Origin of the sequence: Bartonella sp. W8122 (genome assembly GCF_016102485.1) — a bacterium.
Taxonomy (GTDB): Bacteria; Pseudomonadota; Alphaproteobacteria; order Rhizobiales; family Rhizobiaceae; genus Bartonella; species Bartonella apihabitans.
Genome location: NZ_JACFOO010000001.1, coordinates 2,363,765 through 2,384,510, shown reverse-complemented (window position 1 = coordinate 2,384,510; position 20,746 = coordinate 2,363,765). Strand labels below are relative to the sequence as shown.

5 protein-coding genes are annotated in these 20,746 nt (G+C 48.0%); all 5 read left to right on the top strand.

Features of this window, described 5'->3' with window-relative positions:
• The first annotated feature begins 23 nt into the window (after positions 1 to 23).
• On the top strand, positions 24 to 13,673 hold the full coding sequence (locus tag H3S83_RS10175) for an Ig-like domain-containing protein (protein WP_246741797.1): 13,650 nt from the start codon (positions 24 to 26) through the stop codon (positions 13,671 to 13,673).
• Between the two features lie 100 nt (positions 13,674 to 13,773).
• Positions 13,774 to 15,441, top strand: a complete 1,668-nt coding sequence (locus tag H3S83_RS10170) for a tryptophan 7-halogenase (protein WP_198239614.1) — start codon at positions 13,774 to 13,776, stop codon at positions 15,439 to 15,441.
• The gene (locus H3S83_RS10165) at positions 15,425 to 16,990 is read left to right on the top strand and encodes a TolC family protein (protein WP_343211500.1); all 1,566 of its coding nucleotides are present in this window, start codon (positions 15,425 to 15,427) and stop codon (positions 16,988 to 16,990) included. Before H3S83_RS10170 ends, H3S83_RS10165 begins: the two co-directional genes overlap by 17 nt.
• A gap of 82 nt (positions 16,991 to 17,072) precedes the next feature.
• Entirely contained in the window at positions 17,073 to 19,421 is a 2,349-nt protein-coding gene (locus H3S83_RS10160) for a type I secretion system permease/ATPase (RefSeq protein ID WP_370541353.1), read from the top strand.
• A gap of 2 nt (positions 19,422 to 19,423) precedes the next feature.
• On the top strand, positions 19,424 to 20,593 hold the full coding sequence (locus tag H3S83_RS10155; RefSeq protein ID WP_198223798.1) for an HlyD family efflux transporter periplasmic adaptor subunit: 1,170 nt from the start codon (positions 19,424 to 19,426) through the stop codon (positions 20,591 to 20,593).
• The last annotated feature ends 153 nt before the right edge of the window (positions 20,594 to 20,746 follow it).

The window sequence follows — 20,746 nt, the reverse complement described above, 5'->3', positions numbered from 1 at the left end:
CTTATCCGGATGGCAACCGTTCACTGAAAAACAATGATATTACCGACGACACCACGCCGACCTTTAATGGTAAAGGTGTCGCGGGCGACATTATCAAGCTTTATACGGTTGATGATAAGGGTGAGCGCACGCTTATCGGCCAGACAGTGGTTCGTGAGGATGGAACATGGTCTGTTACGCCGACGGTCGCTTTGACCGATGATCCAAAGCATAGTCCGACAAAATATACATTTATTGTGACAGAGACGGATAATGTCGGCAATGAAAGCAATCCGACAGACGACTATAATCTTTTCATCGACCGCGATCCACCGGTTCTTGATGACAAGACCATCAAGCTTGTCGATGACAAGGAAACGAATGTCGGTGACTTCCCGAACTGGATCGAGAAGGATGACGGTAAGGGTGGAAAAATCAAGCTTACCAATGATGATACGCCGACAATGAGCGGGCGTGCGATTTCAAGCGACACCCAATCGGTCAATATTTATGACAAGGATTCGGACGGCAAGTTGATATTGATCGGTTCTGCCAAAGTTGACAAAAATGGCGACTGGAGTTTCACGCCGTCAACAGAACACGGTCTTGCCGATGGCGTGCATGAATGGATAGCGCGTCCGGTTGATAAAGCCGGCAATGAAGGTCAGCCAACACCGGCCTATAAATTCGAGGTTGATACCAAGGGACCGACAGGGACACTTGGCAGTGACATCGGTTTGTGGGATGACGAGGGGCCACAGACTGGCGAATTTGATGGCGCCAATGGCACCACGGCATGGAACATAAACGATGCCGGGCATAAAGTAACCGACGACAAAACACCTGAGATCAAGGGCAAACTTCCGGCAGGAAGCGATGTCACGAAAGTCCATATCTATATTGATGGTACGCTTGCCAGTATTGTCGATGTTGCAGCTGATGGCACATGGTCCTATACGCCGCATTTGAGCTCGGGCACACATAAAATCGAAGCCCGTCCGGCAGATGATGCGGGTAATGAAGGTGAGGCCAAGACCTGGGATTTCGACATTGCGGGGGCGGCCCCGGGAATGCCGGCCATTACCGGCATTTACAACAATGAAGAAAAAGAGATTGATGCATCCCATCCGGATGGCAAGTTCATTGATAAAAACCAGTTTACCAATGATGCCACACCGCTCATCAAAGGAACCGGTGATGCCGGTTCGTTTATCAATATCTATATTGGTGACAAACTTGTTGCCAAGGGTGTTAAGGTCGGGGGTGACGGCCATTGGGCTGTCGCGATTGATCCTTCATTGGCCGGTATTTTACCAAATGGCGAGAGCTGGCAAATTCGCGCTTCTGCAAGTGACAGTGCCGGACAGGAATCCGACAAGACAGGGTTCTGGCCGATCAATGTCGATACGTTGAAGCCGCTCACACCGGATCTGCCGAAGTTGGACGACCATGTCGGTGATAAAAAGGGAGACGTAGAGAAAAACAGCACAATTGATGACAAAGCACCGACAATTCATGGAAAAGCTGCCGAGGGCAGTGTTGTTGTCAATATTTATGATACAGTTGATGGCAAGACAAAACTTGTTCAGACTGTTATGTCCGATGCCGAGGGAAACTGGAGCTATACGCCAACCGACCTCGGACAGGGCAACCATTCGATTACCACGACTTACACCGATAAGGCTGGCAATATCAGTGACAAGAGTCCGGCATTCGGCTTTATCATAGATAGTTCGTCAATTCTCGTTTCGATCAATTATGCTGCAGATAATGCAGGCCATATTGTCAAAGACCTTGCAAATGGTGAGACGACGGATGACACGACACCGACGCTTTTTGGTTCAACCAGTCCCAACACTGTTGTCACTATTAAAGAAGGTGACAAGGTTATTGGCACGGTTACGTCCGACGGGCATGGCAATTGGTCGTTCGAGCTTCCTGAACAAACAAATGGGCACCATGTTTATACCGCTGTTGTGACAGCTCAAAACGGCAACAATGCCCATTCCGATTTTGCCCTTGATATTGATAATACGCCGCCTGCATCACCGAACATTACGCGTGTTCAGGATGACGTACCGCTCAACACCGATGATCTTGTTTCGGGTGGCAAAACCAATGATACCAAGCCGACATTTTATGGCGAGGGCAATCCCGGCGATACAATAACCATTTATGACGAGATTGATGGCAAACTGGTCAAGATCGGCACGGCCACTGTTGGTAATGATCATCAATGGGTATGCACGGTTGACGAGCTTGCCCCGGGTGCCCATCATTTCAAGCTCCAGACAACCAACAAGCTTGGTGTCGATAGCGAAAAATATACCGAATATGATCTGACGGTGAAGACAGATGCACCGACCGAGACGACAAGACTTGTTTCGATTACGGAAGATCGCGGTTTGAGCGACAGCGATTTCAAGACCGGCGATGACAGTCTTGTTTTCAAATTCGGTGTTAGTGAAAAATTGCCGGCCGGTTACAAGGTTCAGGTCAATGTTGACGGCAAATGGTATGATGCCACCTATGACGAGACTGACGGTTACTGGTATTATGACCACTCGAACATTCATCTTGCTGAAGGCGTCCACAAAATTTACGGGCGTGTTGTCGACGATGCAGGCAATGTCAAAGACGGTCCGGCGCAGGACGTTGTTATCGACAAGACTGCGCCAATCGGTGGCGACTATCAGATTGTGATTGACAGCTTTATTGATGATGTCAATGAGGAAGGCGGGTCGAAGAGCCGTTCCAATGGTGAAGCAACCAATGATAATACGCCGACTTTGATTGGTCATACATCGGGTATGAAGCCTGGTGACTATGTCACTGTGCAGGTCAAAATCGGTGACGATTGGGTAACAATCGGCACGGCAAAAGTTGATGGCTCGGGCAATTGGAAGTTCGACGTCAAGGGAATACCCGGAGGCACGGCAAAAGACCATCTTGATGACGGCTATCACGAGTTTAGAGGCGTTATCACCGATGAAGCGGGAAATCTCGGACAAGCTTCTTCAGGCTTTGGCCTGGATGTTACGACAACACCGCCACCTGTAATCAACGAAAGCGGCCTTGATCTTTTTGACGACCAGTTGCCGACAACCGGCACAATTGAAAAGGGTACAACCACTGATGACAGCCGTCCGACATTAAAAGGGGCTGCCAATTCGGTTGACCCGACAAAAGTGGAAAAAATCAATCTTTATGACAATGGCAAACTGATCGGAACGGGTAAAGTCAATAGCGACGGGTCATGGAGTGTCGAGCCGACTGTACCGTTGCGTCAGGGTAATCATAGTTTTGTTGCCAAACCGGTTGATTACGCCGGAAACGAGCAACCGCAGGGAACAACGGCATGGGATTTCAACTTTGTCGGCCATGCACCGGCAACACCTTCTATCATCAATGTTCTTGATGACAATGGCGAAACAATCCAGAAAGATGCGGTTACAAGCGATTCCACACCGCTTATCAAGGGCACAGGCACAACCGGTTCGATTGTTCATATTTACGTTGACGGGGTGGACGTTGCCCAAGTTGCTGTGAAGGAGGATGGAACCTGGGAAACTACGCTTCCGGCGCTTGCCAATCCGGCAACAGACCCGAATGGTACCCGCCATGTCATTACAGCCAAAGCATTGGATAAGGAAGGCAAAACATGGAGCCATGAAACGGGCGAGTATCCGGTTGTTGTTGACAGACAAGCGCCGGATGCACCCGATGCACCGACGGCCAAAGATGATCAGGGCAATACAATTACCGGAACAACGGCCGATTCAACACCGACTTTAAGCGGCAAGGTCAACGGGCATCAACCCGGTGACAAGGTCAATATCTATCAGGATGGTGTGAAAGTCGGGGAGGCGAAGGTTAACGACCAGGGAGAGTGGTCATGGACACCGAAGGATCCGTTAGGGAAAGGCAATCACCAGTTCCAGACGTCTTTAAGTGATGCGGCCGGTAATGAAAGCGGCAAGGGGACGGCGACCAATATCACGGTTGACACAAGTACGGTCAATGTCAGCATTGACTATCTTGTTGATGATCAGGCACCGCTTGAATCACACATCACAAACAATAGTAAGACCGATGACAGAACGCCGCTTATTGTCGGTAAAGCAACACCGAACTCCGATGTTGTTCTGACATATACCGATGCCAATAATCAGGTTCATGAGCTTGCAAAGGTCAAGGCCGATGGTGAAGGCAATTGGTCCTATCAGGTCAAGGATAGTGAAAAATTCGGCGAAGGCCATTATATCATTCATGCTGAAACCACGAGCCCGTCGAATGTAAAATCGACAGCCGATTTCAATTTCGATGTTGATATAACCAACAATCAAAAGCCGTCGATTGATAAAGTAATCGATGATGTCGGCGCTATTCAGAATGATGTTGTAAATGGTGGCAGCACCGATGATACAACCCCGACAATTATCGGCAGTGGTGCAAAGCCATATCAGAAAGTCAATATCTATGATGCGGGCGAAGATGGCAAAAGCCAGCTGATCGGTTCGGTCATAGCTGATGGCGAGGGAAAATGGAGTTTCACGCCACCTTCTCCGCTTGGAGGAGGGGAAACACATCAAGGGGGAATACATCATTTGACAGCCACCACTGTCGACGAGGTTGGCAACGAAAGCCAGCATTCGTCCAATTATGATGTGATTGTTGATATTAGGCCACCCGAACCGATCGCCGATGACACAGTTTCGGTGACCGATGATGTCAAAAACGATGCCAATGATTTTACCGGTCAACTTAAAAAAGACCAGTATACCAATGACAATCGACCCGAATATTCCGGAAAAGCACCTTCGGACGCAAAAACTGTCAATATTTACGACAATGGCAAGCTGATCGGTTCGACCGACGTCAAGGAAGACGGGACATGGTCGTTTACACCTGACGAAGATCACAAGCTTTCTGAAGGTCAACATACATTGACTGCCCGTCCGGTGGACGCAGCCGGCAATGAAGGCACAGATTGCCAGGGGTCGGAATTTATTGTCGATACAATTGCACCAACTGCAATACCGACAATCGACGGCTTGTTGACCGATACCGGTACATCAGACAACGACTTTATCACGCAGGACAAAAATCCGACGATTTTTGTGAGTGTGGATAAGCCGCTTGCTGATAACGAACATGTCGAGATTTCGCTCGATGACGGGCTGACATGGATAAGAGCCGAATACAATCCGGAAACCAAACAGTATTATTATTCTGTCCAAAAGGGGCATGAACTGACCGATCAGGTCTATCATGTCAAGGCTCGTGTGGTCGATGCGGCAGGCAATGTCGGTCATGATACAGCACGGGATATGACGGTTGACACCACCCCGCCTGACGATGGTTGTAAAGTTACGATTGACAAATTCCATGACGATGTCGAAAACAATGTCGGCGATTATCCGTCAGGAACGACGACCAATGACAAGACGCCACTTCTTAAAGGCACGGTGAGAGGTGCACATGAGGGCGATGTTGTTCACCTTTATTATCGTGATTCCCAAGGCAATCTTCATAGTGTTGCCGACAATATTCACCTCACACAAAACGGTGATGGCAGTTATAGCTGGGAGTACCAGCTTCCCGAACTTGCCGAAGGCGATTACCAATATGTTGCAATTGTCAAGGATGCTGCCGGAAATGAAGGAAAACAGAGTAACGATTTCTATCTTGCTGTCGATACGACACCGCCAGTTTGGGAAAATACAGACGACATCAAACTCTGGGACAACCAAGGGCCCCAGATAGGCCCGATACCGCCTTCGGGTGGCTACACTGATGACAATTATCCGGAAGTTCAGGCGGGCCCCGGAACTGTTACGGGGACTGAGAGCGGCATTGTAGAACTTTATGATGGAAAAACCAAAATCGGCGAGGGTATCATCCAGTCGGATGGCTCGTTCACGATTGTTCCAAGCAAAGCCATTACCCCCGGCGAACACAGTTTCCATCTGGTTGCTGTTGATCCGGCAGGTAACCGCACACCGCTTGATGATGTCAAATGGGACTTCAATTTTGCCGGACATGCTCCGGGTACCCCATCCATCACCAATATTATTGATGATTATAACAATCCGGATGACAAACCCGTTTACCTGCAAAAAGGCCAGTCTACCGACGATTCAACGCCGACCCTTCATGGTATGGGAACCAAAGGCACAACCGTTTACATTTATCTGAACGACAAAAAAATCGGCGAGACTGAAGTCGACGAGAATGGCACATGGACTTTCAAACTTCCTGCTGCTTATGCCTTGAAAGATACCTCGACCGATGGTCGTGGAACGGAATATAACTTTGCCGCTCAAGCGGTTGACCGGTTAGGTGCGCTGAGTTCAAAAACCGGTAATTATCCGATTGTTTATGATAATCAAGCGCCAAACCAGCCGGATGTTCCTGCTCTTCAATCCGATCAGGAACCCAAGATCGGTTCGATTCCAGATAATGACACAACACCCGACCAAACCCCGACATTCAGCGGTACTGTTCAAAACCCGCAAGTGGGCGACAAGGTTACCATTTACAAGATAGTCGACGGTCAATATGACAAAATTGGCGAGACAACGGTCGACCCGTCGTCGGGCAAATGGTCATGGACACCGGAAAATCCGCTTGATAAAGGTTCTTACGAATTTGCAACATCGGTTACCGATGCGGCAGGAAATGAAAGTGCAAAAAGCCAATCAACAACAGTCACTGTTGATCCGACAAATGTCGATGTCAGCATCCTTTACGCTGTTGATGACAAAAATGTTTCCACCGGAGATTACACCGGAAGGATTTCCGACGGTGGTCTCACCAATGATACAACACCGGAATTGCATGGACGCGGAACGCCCAATTCGAGTGTCACTATCTATAAAGTTATTGACGGAGTGAAAACAGAAATCGGCACGGTCAATGTCGATTCCAAAGGCGACTGGACATTTGTCTGGCCGGAAGGCAAGTCGCTTTCCGATGGTAGTTATACGATTGTCGCGGAGGCATTACTTCCAAATAATTCGACAAAGTCTGACAGCTTCAATCTTGTTGTCGACACGAAAAATAACAATGTTCCGGTGATTGACAGTGCCGGCGATGATGTCGGTGCGATCCAGTCGAATGATCTCGCCTCCGGTGGGGCAAGCGACGATACAACACCGACTTTGAAAGGCCATGGCGCCGAACCGAACGGCATAGTCAATATTTATGATACGGTTAATGGCAAGACGCATCTGGTTGATAGCGTGAAAGCCGATTCCAACGGCAATTGGGAATATTCGGTTCAAAGCCCGTTACCGGAAGGAGAACATCATTTTCAGGCCTCATCTGTTGATGCAGCCGGCAATGAAAGTGCCAAATCACCCGTTTTCGATTATACGATCGATTTGGAAGCGCCGAAGGCTATCGACTCCGATTCATTGGATCTTTTTGACGATGTACCGGAAACTGTCTCAACCATTGCCGAAGGTGGCAAGACAAATGACGACAGGCCGACCTATAGTGGTTTGGCCACATCGGACACCAAGAAAGTCTTTATCTATGACAAGGGTGAAAAAATCGGGGAAGCAGATGTTGTCGAAAAGGACGGGCAATATACATGGAGCTACACACCCGATACGCCTTTGGAAAATGGCGAACATCATTTTCAGGCAAGGCCGGTTGATGCTGTTGGTAATATCGGTATTCCGACCGATAACTGGGATTTTGAAGTTCTCACCGGAACTATTACAAACAATGCAAAAATTTCAGGTATCACAGAAGATACCGGTTATGAATCGGACGACTTGGTTACCAGTGATACGCGGCCGACAATCTACATTACGACCGACCGTCCGCTCGATGCGGCAACTGGTGAAAAAGTCCAGATCAATATTGGTGGACAGTGGTACGACACGGAATATGATGCGGAAAGCGGCCGTTATTTCTTCCGTCCGGTAACATCTTTGCCGGCGAGTGCCGATGGAACAGATTATATCATCAAGACACGCATTATTGATGATTATGGTCGCACATCGGATATTGACGAAAAAACGATGACCCTTGATAACGTTGCTCCCGATGGCTCGTTAACACTGGATAAATTCATTGATAATGTCGGTGTTCCAGGCGAATTCGACAGTCATACCGATAGAAACTATACCGATGACCGTACACCCGAATTGCGTGGAACAGTTACGGGTGCCAAGCCCGGTGATTGGGTTGTCATTTATCGTTCGGATAAAAACGGCAATATTTTAAAAGACGAGAATGGCAAACCGATCAAGGTTGGTTCTGTCCATCCTGACGGTACCAATTGGACATTTACCCCCGACCTTGATGAAGCCCATTATCCCGACAATTCGGAATACTATTTTGTTGCCGTGCTTGAAGATACAGCTGGTAATCAGGGATCAAAATCCGACCCGTTGGGATTGTTCCTGACCACGAAAGGACCTGACTGGTCCGGCTCGAAGGACTATGATGTCATTGACAATCAGGGTCTCGAAACAGGAAATATCGCGAACAATGGCGTCACTGATGATAACAGGCCAACAGTCAAAGGTAAAACCGGTTCGCTCGACCCAGCCAACGTTGATTATGTGCTTCTTTATGATGGTGATCCGTCAGACCCGAATGCCAAGCCGATCGGCAAAGGAACTGTCAATAGTGACGGTTCGTGGCAGGCTGAACCGGGTAGTCCGTTGATGCCGGGACATCACCATTTCTGGGTGGTTCCTGTCAACCACGCCGGTGTGCCAAGTGAGACAAAATCGGATGAGTTCGACTTCGATCTTATCGGGCATGCGCCCGGTACTCCGTCGATTACCCAGTTTGGCCATGATGATGATCCGAATGTTGATTTTCCGGATAACCAGATCCAGCAAAACGGGATCACGCGCGACAACACCCCTTTTATCAAAGGAACCGGTACAACAAGCTCTTCTGTCGATATTTACGACCGGGTCAATGGCGAAGACATTCATCTTGGACGAGTACCAGTTGATGAAAATGGCAATTGGGAAATGCAGTTGCCGCCACTTGCAGACGGGACCCATAATATCTGGGTACAGGCGTCAGATGCCGACAACAACAAGAGTGCGGCAACTGCACCTTATCCGTTTGTGGTGGATACAACTGCACCGAATGCTCCGGGACGTCCGACAATTACAAGCGATATTGCCCCTGATAAGGGCGAGATCTCCAATGCCGACACCGATCACGGAACAACAAACGACACAACGCCCACTTTCTCGGGCACGATAAATAATCCGCAACCGGGTGATGTTGTGACCATTTATGATGGTGACAAAGCAATCGGTGAGACGAAAGTTAATCCGGATGGTTCGTGGTCGTTCACACCGACAACACCGCTTGATAAAGGCGAACATCATTTTGCTACCACGGTAAAAGATGCGGCCGGTAATGAAAGCGATCGTGGTTTTGCAACCGATATTACAATAGCCGATAATGGAAATACCGTAACGGTTGATTATGCTGTTGACAATGAGGATCCGATTAAAGGCCCGATTGCCAATGGCGGTCATACCGATGATACAACGCCCGAACTTCACGGCACGGCACCGGCAGGCTCGACTGTCACCGTTTATAGCGATGCTACAAAACAAACGCCCATTGGCGGCCCGTTCACTGTCGGTTCGGATGGTAAATGGTCTATCGGTTTGACGGAACAGGCCGCCGGCGAACATAATTATTATGTCGAGGCGACAGACGCCGATGGCACTGTTCTTGCCGGCCAGGATTTCAAACTTCATATTGATAATGGTCAACCCGATCAGCCGACAATTACCAAGGTTATCGATGATGTCGGCCTTATTCAGGGTGAAGTCGCAAATGGTGGCTCCCGTGTCGACCATGGCACGACCGACGATACCAACCCGACGATTATCGGCAAGGCACCGAAGAACAGCCTTGTAATCATTTACGATAATGGCAAGGAACTTGGCCGTGTTTATGCCGATGGCAATGGCGACTGGTCTTATACAACCGGAGCAATGCTTACCGAAGGGGACCACACGTTTACGGCCGTTTCGCAAAATGCCGAGGGAAAGACCAGCACCCCTTCACAAGGGTATTTGATCAATGTTGATATTACCAGGCCAAATCAGATAATCGACGAGACTGTTCAGGATAATGTTTTGCCGAACAATACCAATGGTGAAGATGGCGAGCCGGTTATTCCTGTCAATCAAAATGACCTCACCAATGACAATAGCCCGATCTTTAGCGGAACGGCACCAAGTGACGCCAAGAAAGTGCGCATTTATGACAATAACAAGTTTATTGCCGAAGTGGATGTCAATGCAGATCATACATGGTCCTGGGAAGCGGGTAACGGAAACTCCGACGCAAAGCTTGGCGAAGGCTGGCATTCTCTTACAGCCCGTCCGGTGGACGCTGCCGGCAACGAAGGACCGGCATCTGAAGCGCATGACTTTGAAGTTGATACATATGTACCAAATGCAACGGTAACACTCATCAGTATCACTGACGATACAGGCTTTGAGAGCAGCGACTTTAATACGCAGGACAATACACCGCTCTTCAGCTTCAAAGTTGATGGAACGGTAAAGGCTACCGATAAGGTACAAGCCTTCATCAATAATCAATGGCGCGACCTTACCTATAATGACAAAACCGGTAACTGGGAACTTGATTGGCGCGATAGCAAGGAACCTATCCCTGACGGAATATATAACGTGAAAACCCGCGTTATTTCCCGTACAGGAAATTATGACCATGCTATAACTGAAAATTCCGCAACAACGGTTGTCATTGATAGTGATGGTTCGGCGCAACATTCGGAATTTATCGGCTTTACCGGTAAAGGCGGGAAACTCTTCCCGAGTGGTGATTATGTCGATGTAACAAATCCTGTTTTGAAGGGTAAAATCAGCGGCAATCTTGCCGACCTTGAAGACGGTGCGAAAATCGGCATTTATCGCGATCACGTTCTTCTGGGCTATGTCGAAAAAAGCCAGATCAATGCTGATGGCACATTCAGTTTCAAGCTGCCGGATAACAGCTTGACCGACCATCACAGCTATATCTTCACAACGGCAATTGTGTCGAAATCCGGCTATGTCGGCGAAGCACATGATGTTGAAGTGCGCGTTGATACAACCGGTTCTGCAAACGTTCCATCTTATGGAAAGTTAGACCCGACAAACTCAAATATTAAAGACAACACACTGACCCAAGCTGTTGCTCTTAACAATAACGGTGAATGGCAAGTTATATCAAACTCGCATGTTTGGGTGTTCCGTAACGATGGTTCTACTTTTTCGACTTATTTAGATTGGACTTCTATTAGTAACGATCTTAACAATAACTGGGACGGAACATATTATTTTGGCTCATTTACCATGGCTGATTATAACCATGATGGGTTTATTGATATATGGACAACGAAAAATAACTATGACGACAATATGACAGGTGCCTATGTTGGCCTTGGAGACAATCGTTGGAACTATGTCAGCGTGGCCTACGAGCAGATGGTAAATGGCAAAAAAATCAGGAACCACCTCGGCGGCATTGCTACTTTCGACATGAATGGTGACGGCTATCTTGATGTCATTCAGGGTGATTCCGGAGCGGATTCCGGTTCTATCTTTGTAAATAGAGGTATGATTTCATCAGATTTGACAGGTAGCCAATTTATTGGATTGGGAAGGAATTTTGGTAATAACCAATCCTCTCTCACAAACAATTTTATGACCGATCACCATGTTTCGGCAATCGACCTTGACAATAACGGGACGATTGATTTTGCCGGTAACGGGCTGATTAATGATACTAAAGGGTTCAGCGACAACTGGTATCAATTGATGACATTGATCAATAATGGCGATTGCACTGCCCAAGATGGCTCCAATTGGTCTCTTGGTCAATCATTTGCCAACTCGTTGCCGAGTTACGGTAATAGCAGAGATAGGGATATTAACGGCGATTATATTCGCGCTGACTCCTATAAGAATACCATTTCCATGACATGGGCCGATTATAATGGCGATGGTTATATGGATCTGTTCCTTGCCAAAAATCATAAAAATTGGAATAAGCAGAGTGAAAGCCAGATTTTTTATAATAAAGGTGATGGTTCCGGACAACTGCTTGAGGCGCAGAGGCTAGGAGACAGCCTTGACGGTCGCTGGTCCGCTGCTATTGACTGGGACCATGATGGCAAAATGGATATTCTGGAAGTACCTGGAGTGAATGGGAAAGCCAGTGATATCAAATTATGGCATAATTCCGGTAAGACGGATCTGCTAGGTCGTGTTATATGGGATGATTGGGATATTTTTGGTGCCAAGGGCGGGAGATTATCTGGTGCGAGTGGTGATGTCGATCCAAAGTCGGTTGACGGTAGCGGTGACAAGCCGGGCACCCAATCGGACGTAGAATTTAAAGGGATATTGGGTATTGGTCTTGTGGATTATGACTGGGATGGTGCGCTTGATGTCACTTTGCAAAGATCTGGAAAGTACGAATCACTCATTCTTGCCAACAAAAACAAGGTTGAGTATGGAACATCATTGCATCTTCGCATCACCGACAAGGATGGTGCCAATGTGTTCTATAACAATACCGTCCAGCTTTTTGACTCTGCCGGTAACCTGGTTGCCGTGCAGGTTATCAATGCCCAAGGTGGTATGGGTTTTTCCGACAATACCGGACTTGTCCATTTCTATGGCTTGAAAGAAAATGAAACCTATTCGGTTGTTGTCTTGCGCAATACCGAAGGGCAATCGAATGATGTCGGCGGTATTGCCCACACCCATACGACAGATTCGAACGGTAATGGCAAAGATAACGACATCGAAAACGTCAATAGTTCGTGGACAGGTCTTAAAGCTGTTGAAGCCGACCATGCTTATATCCTGAATGCCAATAAAGATGGTGAAACGGTCACAACCGGCGTTGGCAATGCCGACGATAAAACATCACAAGGCTATCGTCCTGGACTTGTCGGTACCGGTTATAATGACCTCTTTACAGCTGAAGCCGGTAGCCAAAGCTATTCGGGTGGTGGTGGCTGGCGCAACGATGCCGGTGAAAAATATTGGCAGGCAAGTGGTGGTGAAGACATTGTCGATTTTGGCAAGGCAACCACTGGTGTCACGGTCGATTTGGGTAATAGTGGCTACCAGTCGACAGGTTTCAACAACGCCAAGTTCATTGACATTGAAGGTATTTACGGGGGTAAATTCAACGATACCTTCACCGGTAATAAAGGTGACAATTTCTTTGACGGTCGTGGTGGTGACGACACCTATCACCTTGAAGCAGGTGGTCATGATCTTCTGCTTTATCGCCTCATTGAGCAGGATGATGCAACCGGTGGCAACGGCCATGACACAGCCTATGGCTTCACGGTTGGCACCTATATTGATGCCGACAAATCCAAGATTGATAAAGATGCCGATCGCATTGATGTCGCAGACTTGTTGCAAGGCTACCGTGCCGATGCCGATGGCGCTGCCCATTACGACAACAACGGCAAAGCCCAGATCGACTGGGGTGATAATATCAAGGACTACCTTTCAACCCGTGTCGAAAACGGCAATACGATTTTGAGTATTGACCGTGATGGCAAGGGGAACGCCTTCCAGTCGACCGACCTTCTGACTTTGAACAATGTCCAAACCGATTTGGAAACATTGTTGGCAAACCATCAGATCATCATCGGATGATCCTCTCTATGGCGGGCATTTTCCCCGCCATAGACCATTATTATCGGGCAGGTAAGGGTTCCTGTCTGTTGCAGTTTTAAAATCGCAGGTGGAGATAAAATTGCTGGATCTTGGGCAAGCAAAGAACATAGCGGTCATTGGTGGGGGGGTGACCGGCTGGTTTGCAGCGCTGATGCTGCGTCGGGTATTCAGCCCGAAAGTGGAAATTGTGGTTTTCGAGGATCCGAAGCGGCCACATTATTCAGGGGGCGAAGGCGGGCTTGGCAATTTCGTTCCTAATTTGCAACGCGCTTCTATTGATATTGACGAGTTTGTGAAGAAAACAGACGCGACATTCAAAATCGGGAACGCCTATCACGGCTGGCGCGACGGCGGGCAGAACGATATCTATTACCAGCTCTTCCCTTCCCCCAACGATCATGTTGAAGAAATCGATTTTTCATATCGCGGTGTTTGGCCTTACCTTGCCACACGTATTGCCACAAAGACGCCTCTTCATACGCTTTTTCCCGGTTTTTTGCTGATTGCAGCCGGCTCTTCACAAGTCGAGGCCAATGCGGTTTTCAAGTTGCGGCGAAGTGGCATTCAACCGACATTCCATTTTTCTGCCGGCAAACTCGTAACATTGTTAAAAAATGCAGGTATGTCCCGGCAGATTTCTTCCCGCAATGGTCGGATAGTCGATCTTGTCAGTGCCACGAACGGTGACGTCACTGCTTTAAAGCTTGATAGCGGTGAAGAAGTCGCAGTGGATTTCGTTATTGACGCTTCCGGTTTCGAGCGTATCAGTGCTGGCAAAAAATATAAATCCGAGTGGCGATCTTTTTCTAGAAGTCTGCTTGAAAACAGCATGTTGTCATTTTCAATGCCGAATGGACGAAAAAATCCATCCTTTGTGAGTGAAGCCACCGCACTTGGCGCAGGCTATTTATGGCAAGTTCCGCTTGCTGGTCACGTTTCGGCGCAATATGTTTTTTCGGGTCAATATACCGACGCAACACGTGCCAAAGACGAGTTGCAATCCTATCTTAATTTTACAATCACTCCGACCGGAATCACGACTTTTGAACCGGGAAATTTTAAAAAAATCTGGACAAACAATGTTGTTGCGTTGGGGGATGCATCGGGTTTTGTGAGCCCGCTAGAGACGCCATCGCTGGGGCTTATGCTGCAACAGCTTGGCGAATTGGAACGGACTTTTCTTTCTTGCCACGGGATCATCGGTGAACAGACAATTGAGGCGTTCAATAAGGCAAATGATAAAAGTTTCAGCGAGGTAGCGGATTTTCTGCGGATGCATTATGATGGAGGCCGGTGTGATTATGCGTTCTGGCGCGATGCCGGACTGGCAGAACGATCGACAAGTCTGGAAGCCATGGAGGCCTGTTTTCATAAACGTTTGCCACGCATTATTGATATTGACGGCTATAACACCGGCTGGTCGCCGCTTTATCATTTGATGAACTGGATATTTGTCGCTGCTCCTCTAGCTATTGTGAGTGTCGAAGGTGCATTGAGCGAACTTAACAATATGCCACCGCAAATACGCCAGAGAATGGAACAATATGGTCAAGAATTGATGCAGATGCGTGGTACGCCGGTTACGCAACCACAACCAAGAGAAGTACAAAAAAGAGAGTGGGTAAACGGGCAAAACTTTTTGTCTCGCGGTGTATCTTATGGTACACCACGAAGCAACGTGCAGGTTTCGGCCAAGCCGGATAGTTTTCAAGAGGAGGAAGGAAACTTACGTGCCACACACCGCTAACTTGATCCTTTTGAATAAATTGCTTGTGCTTGGCGCGAGCCTTATTGTATTCGGCTTTGGTGTTAGTGGTTGTAACAAGACAGCGTCTAAAAGCCCCCGCGTGATACGCCATCAACCTGCAAAGCCGCTTGCCCAAAATGGCGAATCATTGTCGCCAAATGTTGCGATATCAACCGGCAATGGTCAGAATAACGGCAGTGCAAAAGTTAACGCGGGTGACGTGCCCAACCAACAAACAGCCACTGGCGGAGCTGTTACATCTTCCGGAAATGTCGACAATGCGACAATCGCAAAATTACAAAGTGTAAGCGGTAAAGATGGGCCTATCAAAACAATCGGTTTGAACGGCATTGACATCAAGGATGCAGTCGGGGTTGCTCTTGCCCGCCACCCCGATATCGGGCGTTCCAATGCGGTTGTCGCTCAAGGCAAGGCGCAAATAGCTATCGAAAAATCGGCTTGGTATCCAACCCTTCAATATAGCGTCAATCCCGGTTATAACCGTTATTACAGCTCTTCCAACAACAAAAATGACCCTGGAAATGTGCGCGGCACATTGGGAGCCACGCAACTTATTTACGATTTTGGCCGTACTTCAAGCCGCATTGGTGCGGCACAAGCTACCAACGAAAAACAGATACATCAGCTTTCCGGCACGATGGAAGATGTTGCCCAGAATATGGCGAATACTTTTATCGAGCTTTCGGCTGCCCAGGATCTCATCAGTGCTGCAGAGCGTGAAACCAATTTGTTGCGCGATACACATGATAAAATTTCCCAGCGCGTCAAAGCCGGTCTTTCCGACGCTTCCGATCTCAATCAGGCTGAAGTGGCAATGGAGCGGGCAAAGTCGGATTTATTGCAGGCTACAACACGTTTTGATGTGGCAGCAGGAAAGTTTGCCCAAATTAGCGGTTTTCGCCCGACCAAGGTGGCAACACTTGCCGAGACGGCCCGTTTCATGGATAGTTTGAGCAAAGGGAAGGATGATATTGACAAAACACCGGCAGTTCTTGCGGCAGAAGCTGAAGTGAGAGCTTCCCAACAAAGAGTGCGGCTTGCAAAAGCCGATCGATTTCCTTCTGTAAGTCTTGGTGTCAGCCAATCGGGAGCGACCGGCCAACGCAATGCAACCAATGACAGCACATTTGTCGGTTTGCAATTGAGTGGACAATTTTCGACAGGAAAACGCGAAAAATACCAGATTGAGGCGGCCGAAGCCGAGTTGCGTGCGGCAAGGCAGGCACGCGACAACGAACGGCTTGTCTCGCGCACCACCAAAGGGTCTGCCGAAACGGAAGAAAAAGGCGCGAGTGCCCGTATGGATAATGCCAAACAATTGATGAATTTGTCGCTATCCTCGCGCGACTTATATTGGCAACAATATACTTTGAACAAACGCCCGCTTACTGACGTCCTTAACGCCGAGCGGGATACATTTTCGGCCGAAAGCGACCAGATCACAGCTATTTCTGATCGGCTCTATGCAAAGGTCAAAGCCTATTACGCGGTGGGGCAGTTGGTCACCCGTTTGCGTGAGCGCAGTTGAAAGTTTCAAAATGTTCGGTTCGAAAATTATCTCTGATTGGTTATCTTTTCCCTGGAGGAAAAAAACAAACAAGACGAATGCTGTGTCGCCGCTTCAAAACCAACAGGCGGAAGGTGCTTCTACATTTCAAAAAAACGCACGTGAAGAGGAACAAAAGACGTTTGCGCAATCGGCTGCAACGCTTGAAAATAAAACGCCTCGCAAGCCGGAGAACCAGTCCCCTCGCAAGCCGGAAAAAGATCGTGACGCGTTTCACAAATCTTCCGACCGGTTTGAACAAATTGATGCCTCTTTGTTGATTTCCAAATGGGTAGATGTTTTTTTATTGGCTGCCCGGCAGCTTGATATTCCGATATCGGATGAACTTGTGAGAAACGCTGCCAAATGGAGCGGAAGAAAGGCAACCGAACAATCAATTATCGATGTCGCATTGGCCTCCGGACTTGCAGCAACTTTCGTCGAGGTGGGGATTGGCGAAATCACGTCGGTTATGTTGCCCGCAGTTATACAGGTCGATGGCACCTTGGGGCTTTTGACTGGTCGTGACAAAAACATAGCCATTATCCATTTTGTAGCGGACAAAACCGCTTTTGAAAAACGGATCCCGTTTTCCGATATTGTCAAAACCGAAAAAATCAAACTGCTTCTTCTTGAGCGCCACCTTGCGGTTCACGATGACCGGCTTGACGAATATCTGCAAAAAAAACCGAAATCCTGGTTCAAAGGACTTTTTGTTACCAATTGGCCGATATTTCTGCAATTGGGATTAGGGTCACTTGTCGGCAATATGCTTGCAATCGGCACATCGCTTTTTGCCATGCAAGTGTGGGATCGGGTTGTTCCCGGGCGTTCGACAAATACGTTATGGGTTCTTGCTTCCGGCGTTGCACTCGCTCTCTTTCTTGAATTTGTTTTAAAGACCGCACGCGTTGCAGTTACCGATCATTTTGGCAAACAGGCCGACCTAAAGTTGTCAGCGATGTTTTTTGCCCGCGTCTTGAATATCCGCAATGATGCGAGACCAAGGTCGCCCGGAACATTGATTTCGCAATTGCGTGATCTCGACCAGATGCGCGAATTGTTGACGTCAAGCACACTCGGTGTTTTGATCGATTTGCCGTTTATCGTATCTTTTCTTGTTATCATCTGGATTATTGGTGGACCGGTTGTTCTGGTTCCTATTGGTGCCATTCCCTTCATTGTTCTTCCAGGAATTATAGCGCAATATCCATTGGCCAAGCTTTCCAATGAAGGGTTGGAGGAATCGGCCATGCGTAATGCCATTTTGATGGAGTCGATCTATCGGGCAGAAGATATAAAATTGTTGCAGGCTGAACCGCGGTTTCGCCGTATGTGGGATGAAGTCAACAAGGTCAGCAGCAAAATCAGCTTAAAGCAGCGTGAAATTGCTTCAATGCTCATGAATTTTTCTCAAACAATGCAGCAAATCGCCTATGTTGGCGTGGTGATCGTCGGCGTTTACGGCATCCTTGATGCCAAACTTTCATTTGGTGCTGTTCTTGCCTGTTCAATTCTTACAAGCCGCACTATCGCACCGCTTGCGCAAATTCCGGCTATTTTAAGCAAATTGCAAAATGCAAGGGTTGGGAAAAGAGGCCTTGACGGGTTGCTTACTTTGCCTGTCGATCATGATACCGACAAGGAGTACTACCATAAGCCGGTTTTAAAAGGTCAGTACCAGATGCAAGACCTTGTTTATCTTTATGGCCCGCAGGAAAAACCGGCTTTGATTATTCCCAGACTTAGTGTCCGTCCCGGTGAAAAAATTGCAATCCTCGGTCGTGTTGGAGCCGGTAAATCGACTTTGCTTCGCTTGTTTGCCGGTCTTTCCGCGCCGGTTCAGGGCAGAGTGTTTCTGGATGGTACGCCGATCGGCATGATCGACATTGCAGATATCCGTCGTGATATCGGAGCAATGTTTCAGGAGTCAAGTTTGTTTTACGGCACATTGCGTGACAATCTTCTAGCCGCTAATCCTTTAGCAACAGACGAACAACTTCTTGAGGCTTTGCGGTTATCCTCGGCCGATCAACTTCTTCTCAACCAGCCACACGGGCTCGACCTGAAACTTCGTGAAAGCGGTGTCGGCCTTTCGGGAGGGCAAAAACAAACATTGATGCTGGCGCGCCTTTTCTTGCGTTCCCCCCATATTGTGCTTCTTGATGAGCCGACGGCATCTCTTGATGAAGCAACAGAGGTAGCAGTGCTTGAGCGGATGCAATCATGGCTCGGCAAGAGGACATTTATTGTAGCTACCCATCGTTATCCGGTTTTGCAGCTCGTTGACCGTATCATTGTTGTTGATAAAGGACGGATTGTCCGCGATGGACCGAAAGACGAGATTTTGGGTATCCATCCGGTTAACACGGTAACACCCGAAGGATCTTCGCGGTCAAAACAGGGGGCATGACGATGAATGTCGATTCACTTGTAAAAATTCACGGCATCAATCGGCGAGCCCATGTCATTTTGTGGGTCATCATTGCAATGATCTTGATATTCATGGTCTGGTCTTATTTTGCCGTACTAAACGAAGTGGCAATTGGCGAAGGCAAAGTGATGCCGGCTTCAAAAGGCCAGATTATCCAAAACCTTGAGGGCGGAATTCTTGCCGAATTGATGGTGCGAGAGGGAGACGAAGTCAAGGAAGGGCAAATTCTTGCTTCTCTTGATCCGGCAAAAGCCAAATCCAATGTTGATGAAACGCTTGCAAAAATTGTGGCTCTTAAAGCGCGCGCCGCACGCCTTGACGCTGAAATGAACAATCAGGAAAAAATCAATTATCCGCAGGATATACGCCAACAGAAGGAAGTGATTGATCGCGAGACCCAGCTTTTTTACACCAATAGACAGGCTTTTAAGGAAAATGTCCTCAACCTCACTGAACAAGTCAAACTTGCAGAAAATCAGGTTGAAATTGCCAAACCGCTTCTTAAAACTGGTGCGGCAAGCGAAGTCGAGGTTTTGAAACTTCAACAAAATGCTGCCGAACTTTCTTCACGCCTTGCGGCTACAAAAAACGAATATTATGTCGCATTGCGTGGTGATTTTACTAAAACCATGGCCGATCTCGAACCATTGTTAAAAGCACGGGAAGGATTGGCGGACCAGTTAACCCGCACCGTCATTCGTGCCCCCACAAGAGGCATTGTCAAAGATATCCGCGTCACCACCATTGGTGGTGTTGTCGCGCCGGGTGGCACGCTTATGGAAATTGTGCCTCTTGGTGACCAGCTTCTTATCGAAGCCAAATTAAATCCGCGTGACATTGCTTTTATCCATAAGGACCAGAAGGCGAATGTGAAAATCACCGCTTATGATTCAGCAATTTATGGTTCGTTGCCTGGCCATGTGCAAATGGTTTCACCGGATTCCATTGAGGACGATGTCGACAAGCGTGTCTATTATTATCGCGCCTATATCCTGACAGACCACAGCTATCTTGAAACCAAAGATGGCAAAAAACACCAGATTATTCCGGGAATGGTAGCAACTGCCGAAATCAGCACCGGTGAAAAAACCGTACTTGATTATCTTATCAAACCGCTCAATCGGGCTAAGGAGGCTCTACGCGAACGTTAGAAAAATGGGACAATTGCAGGGTGATAGACCAAACCCTTCTTTCACCCATTTTGTCCCAGGCCCGCTCTTTAAACCCCAACAATAGAAGAGTGGGCCACCTATCTTCATCAACATGTATCCGAGAACACATGTTTTGAAATGTCGTTATTTGTT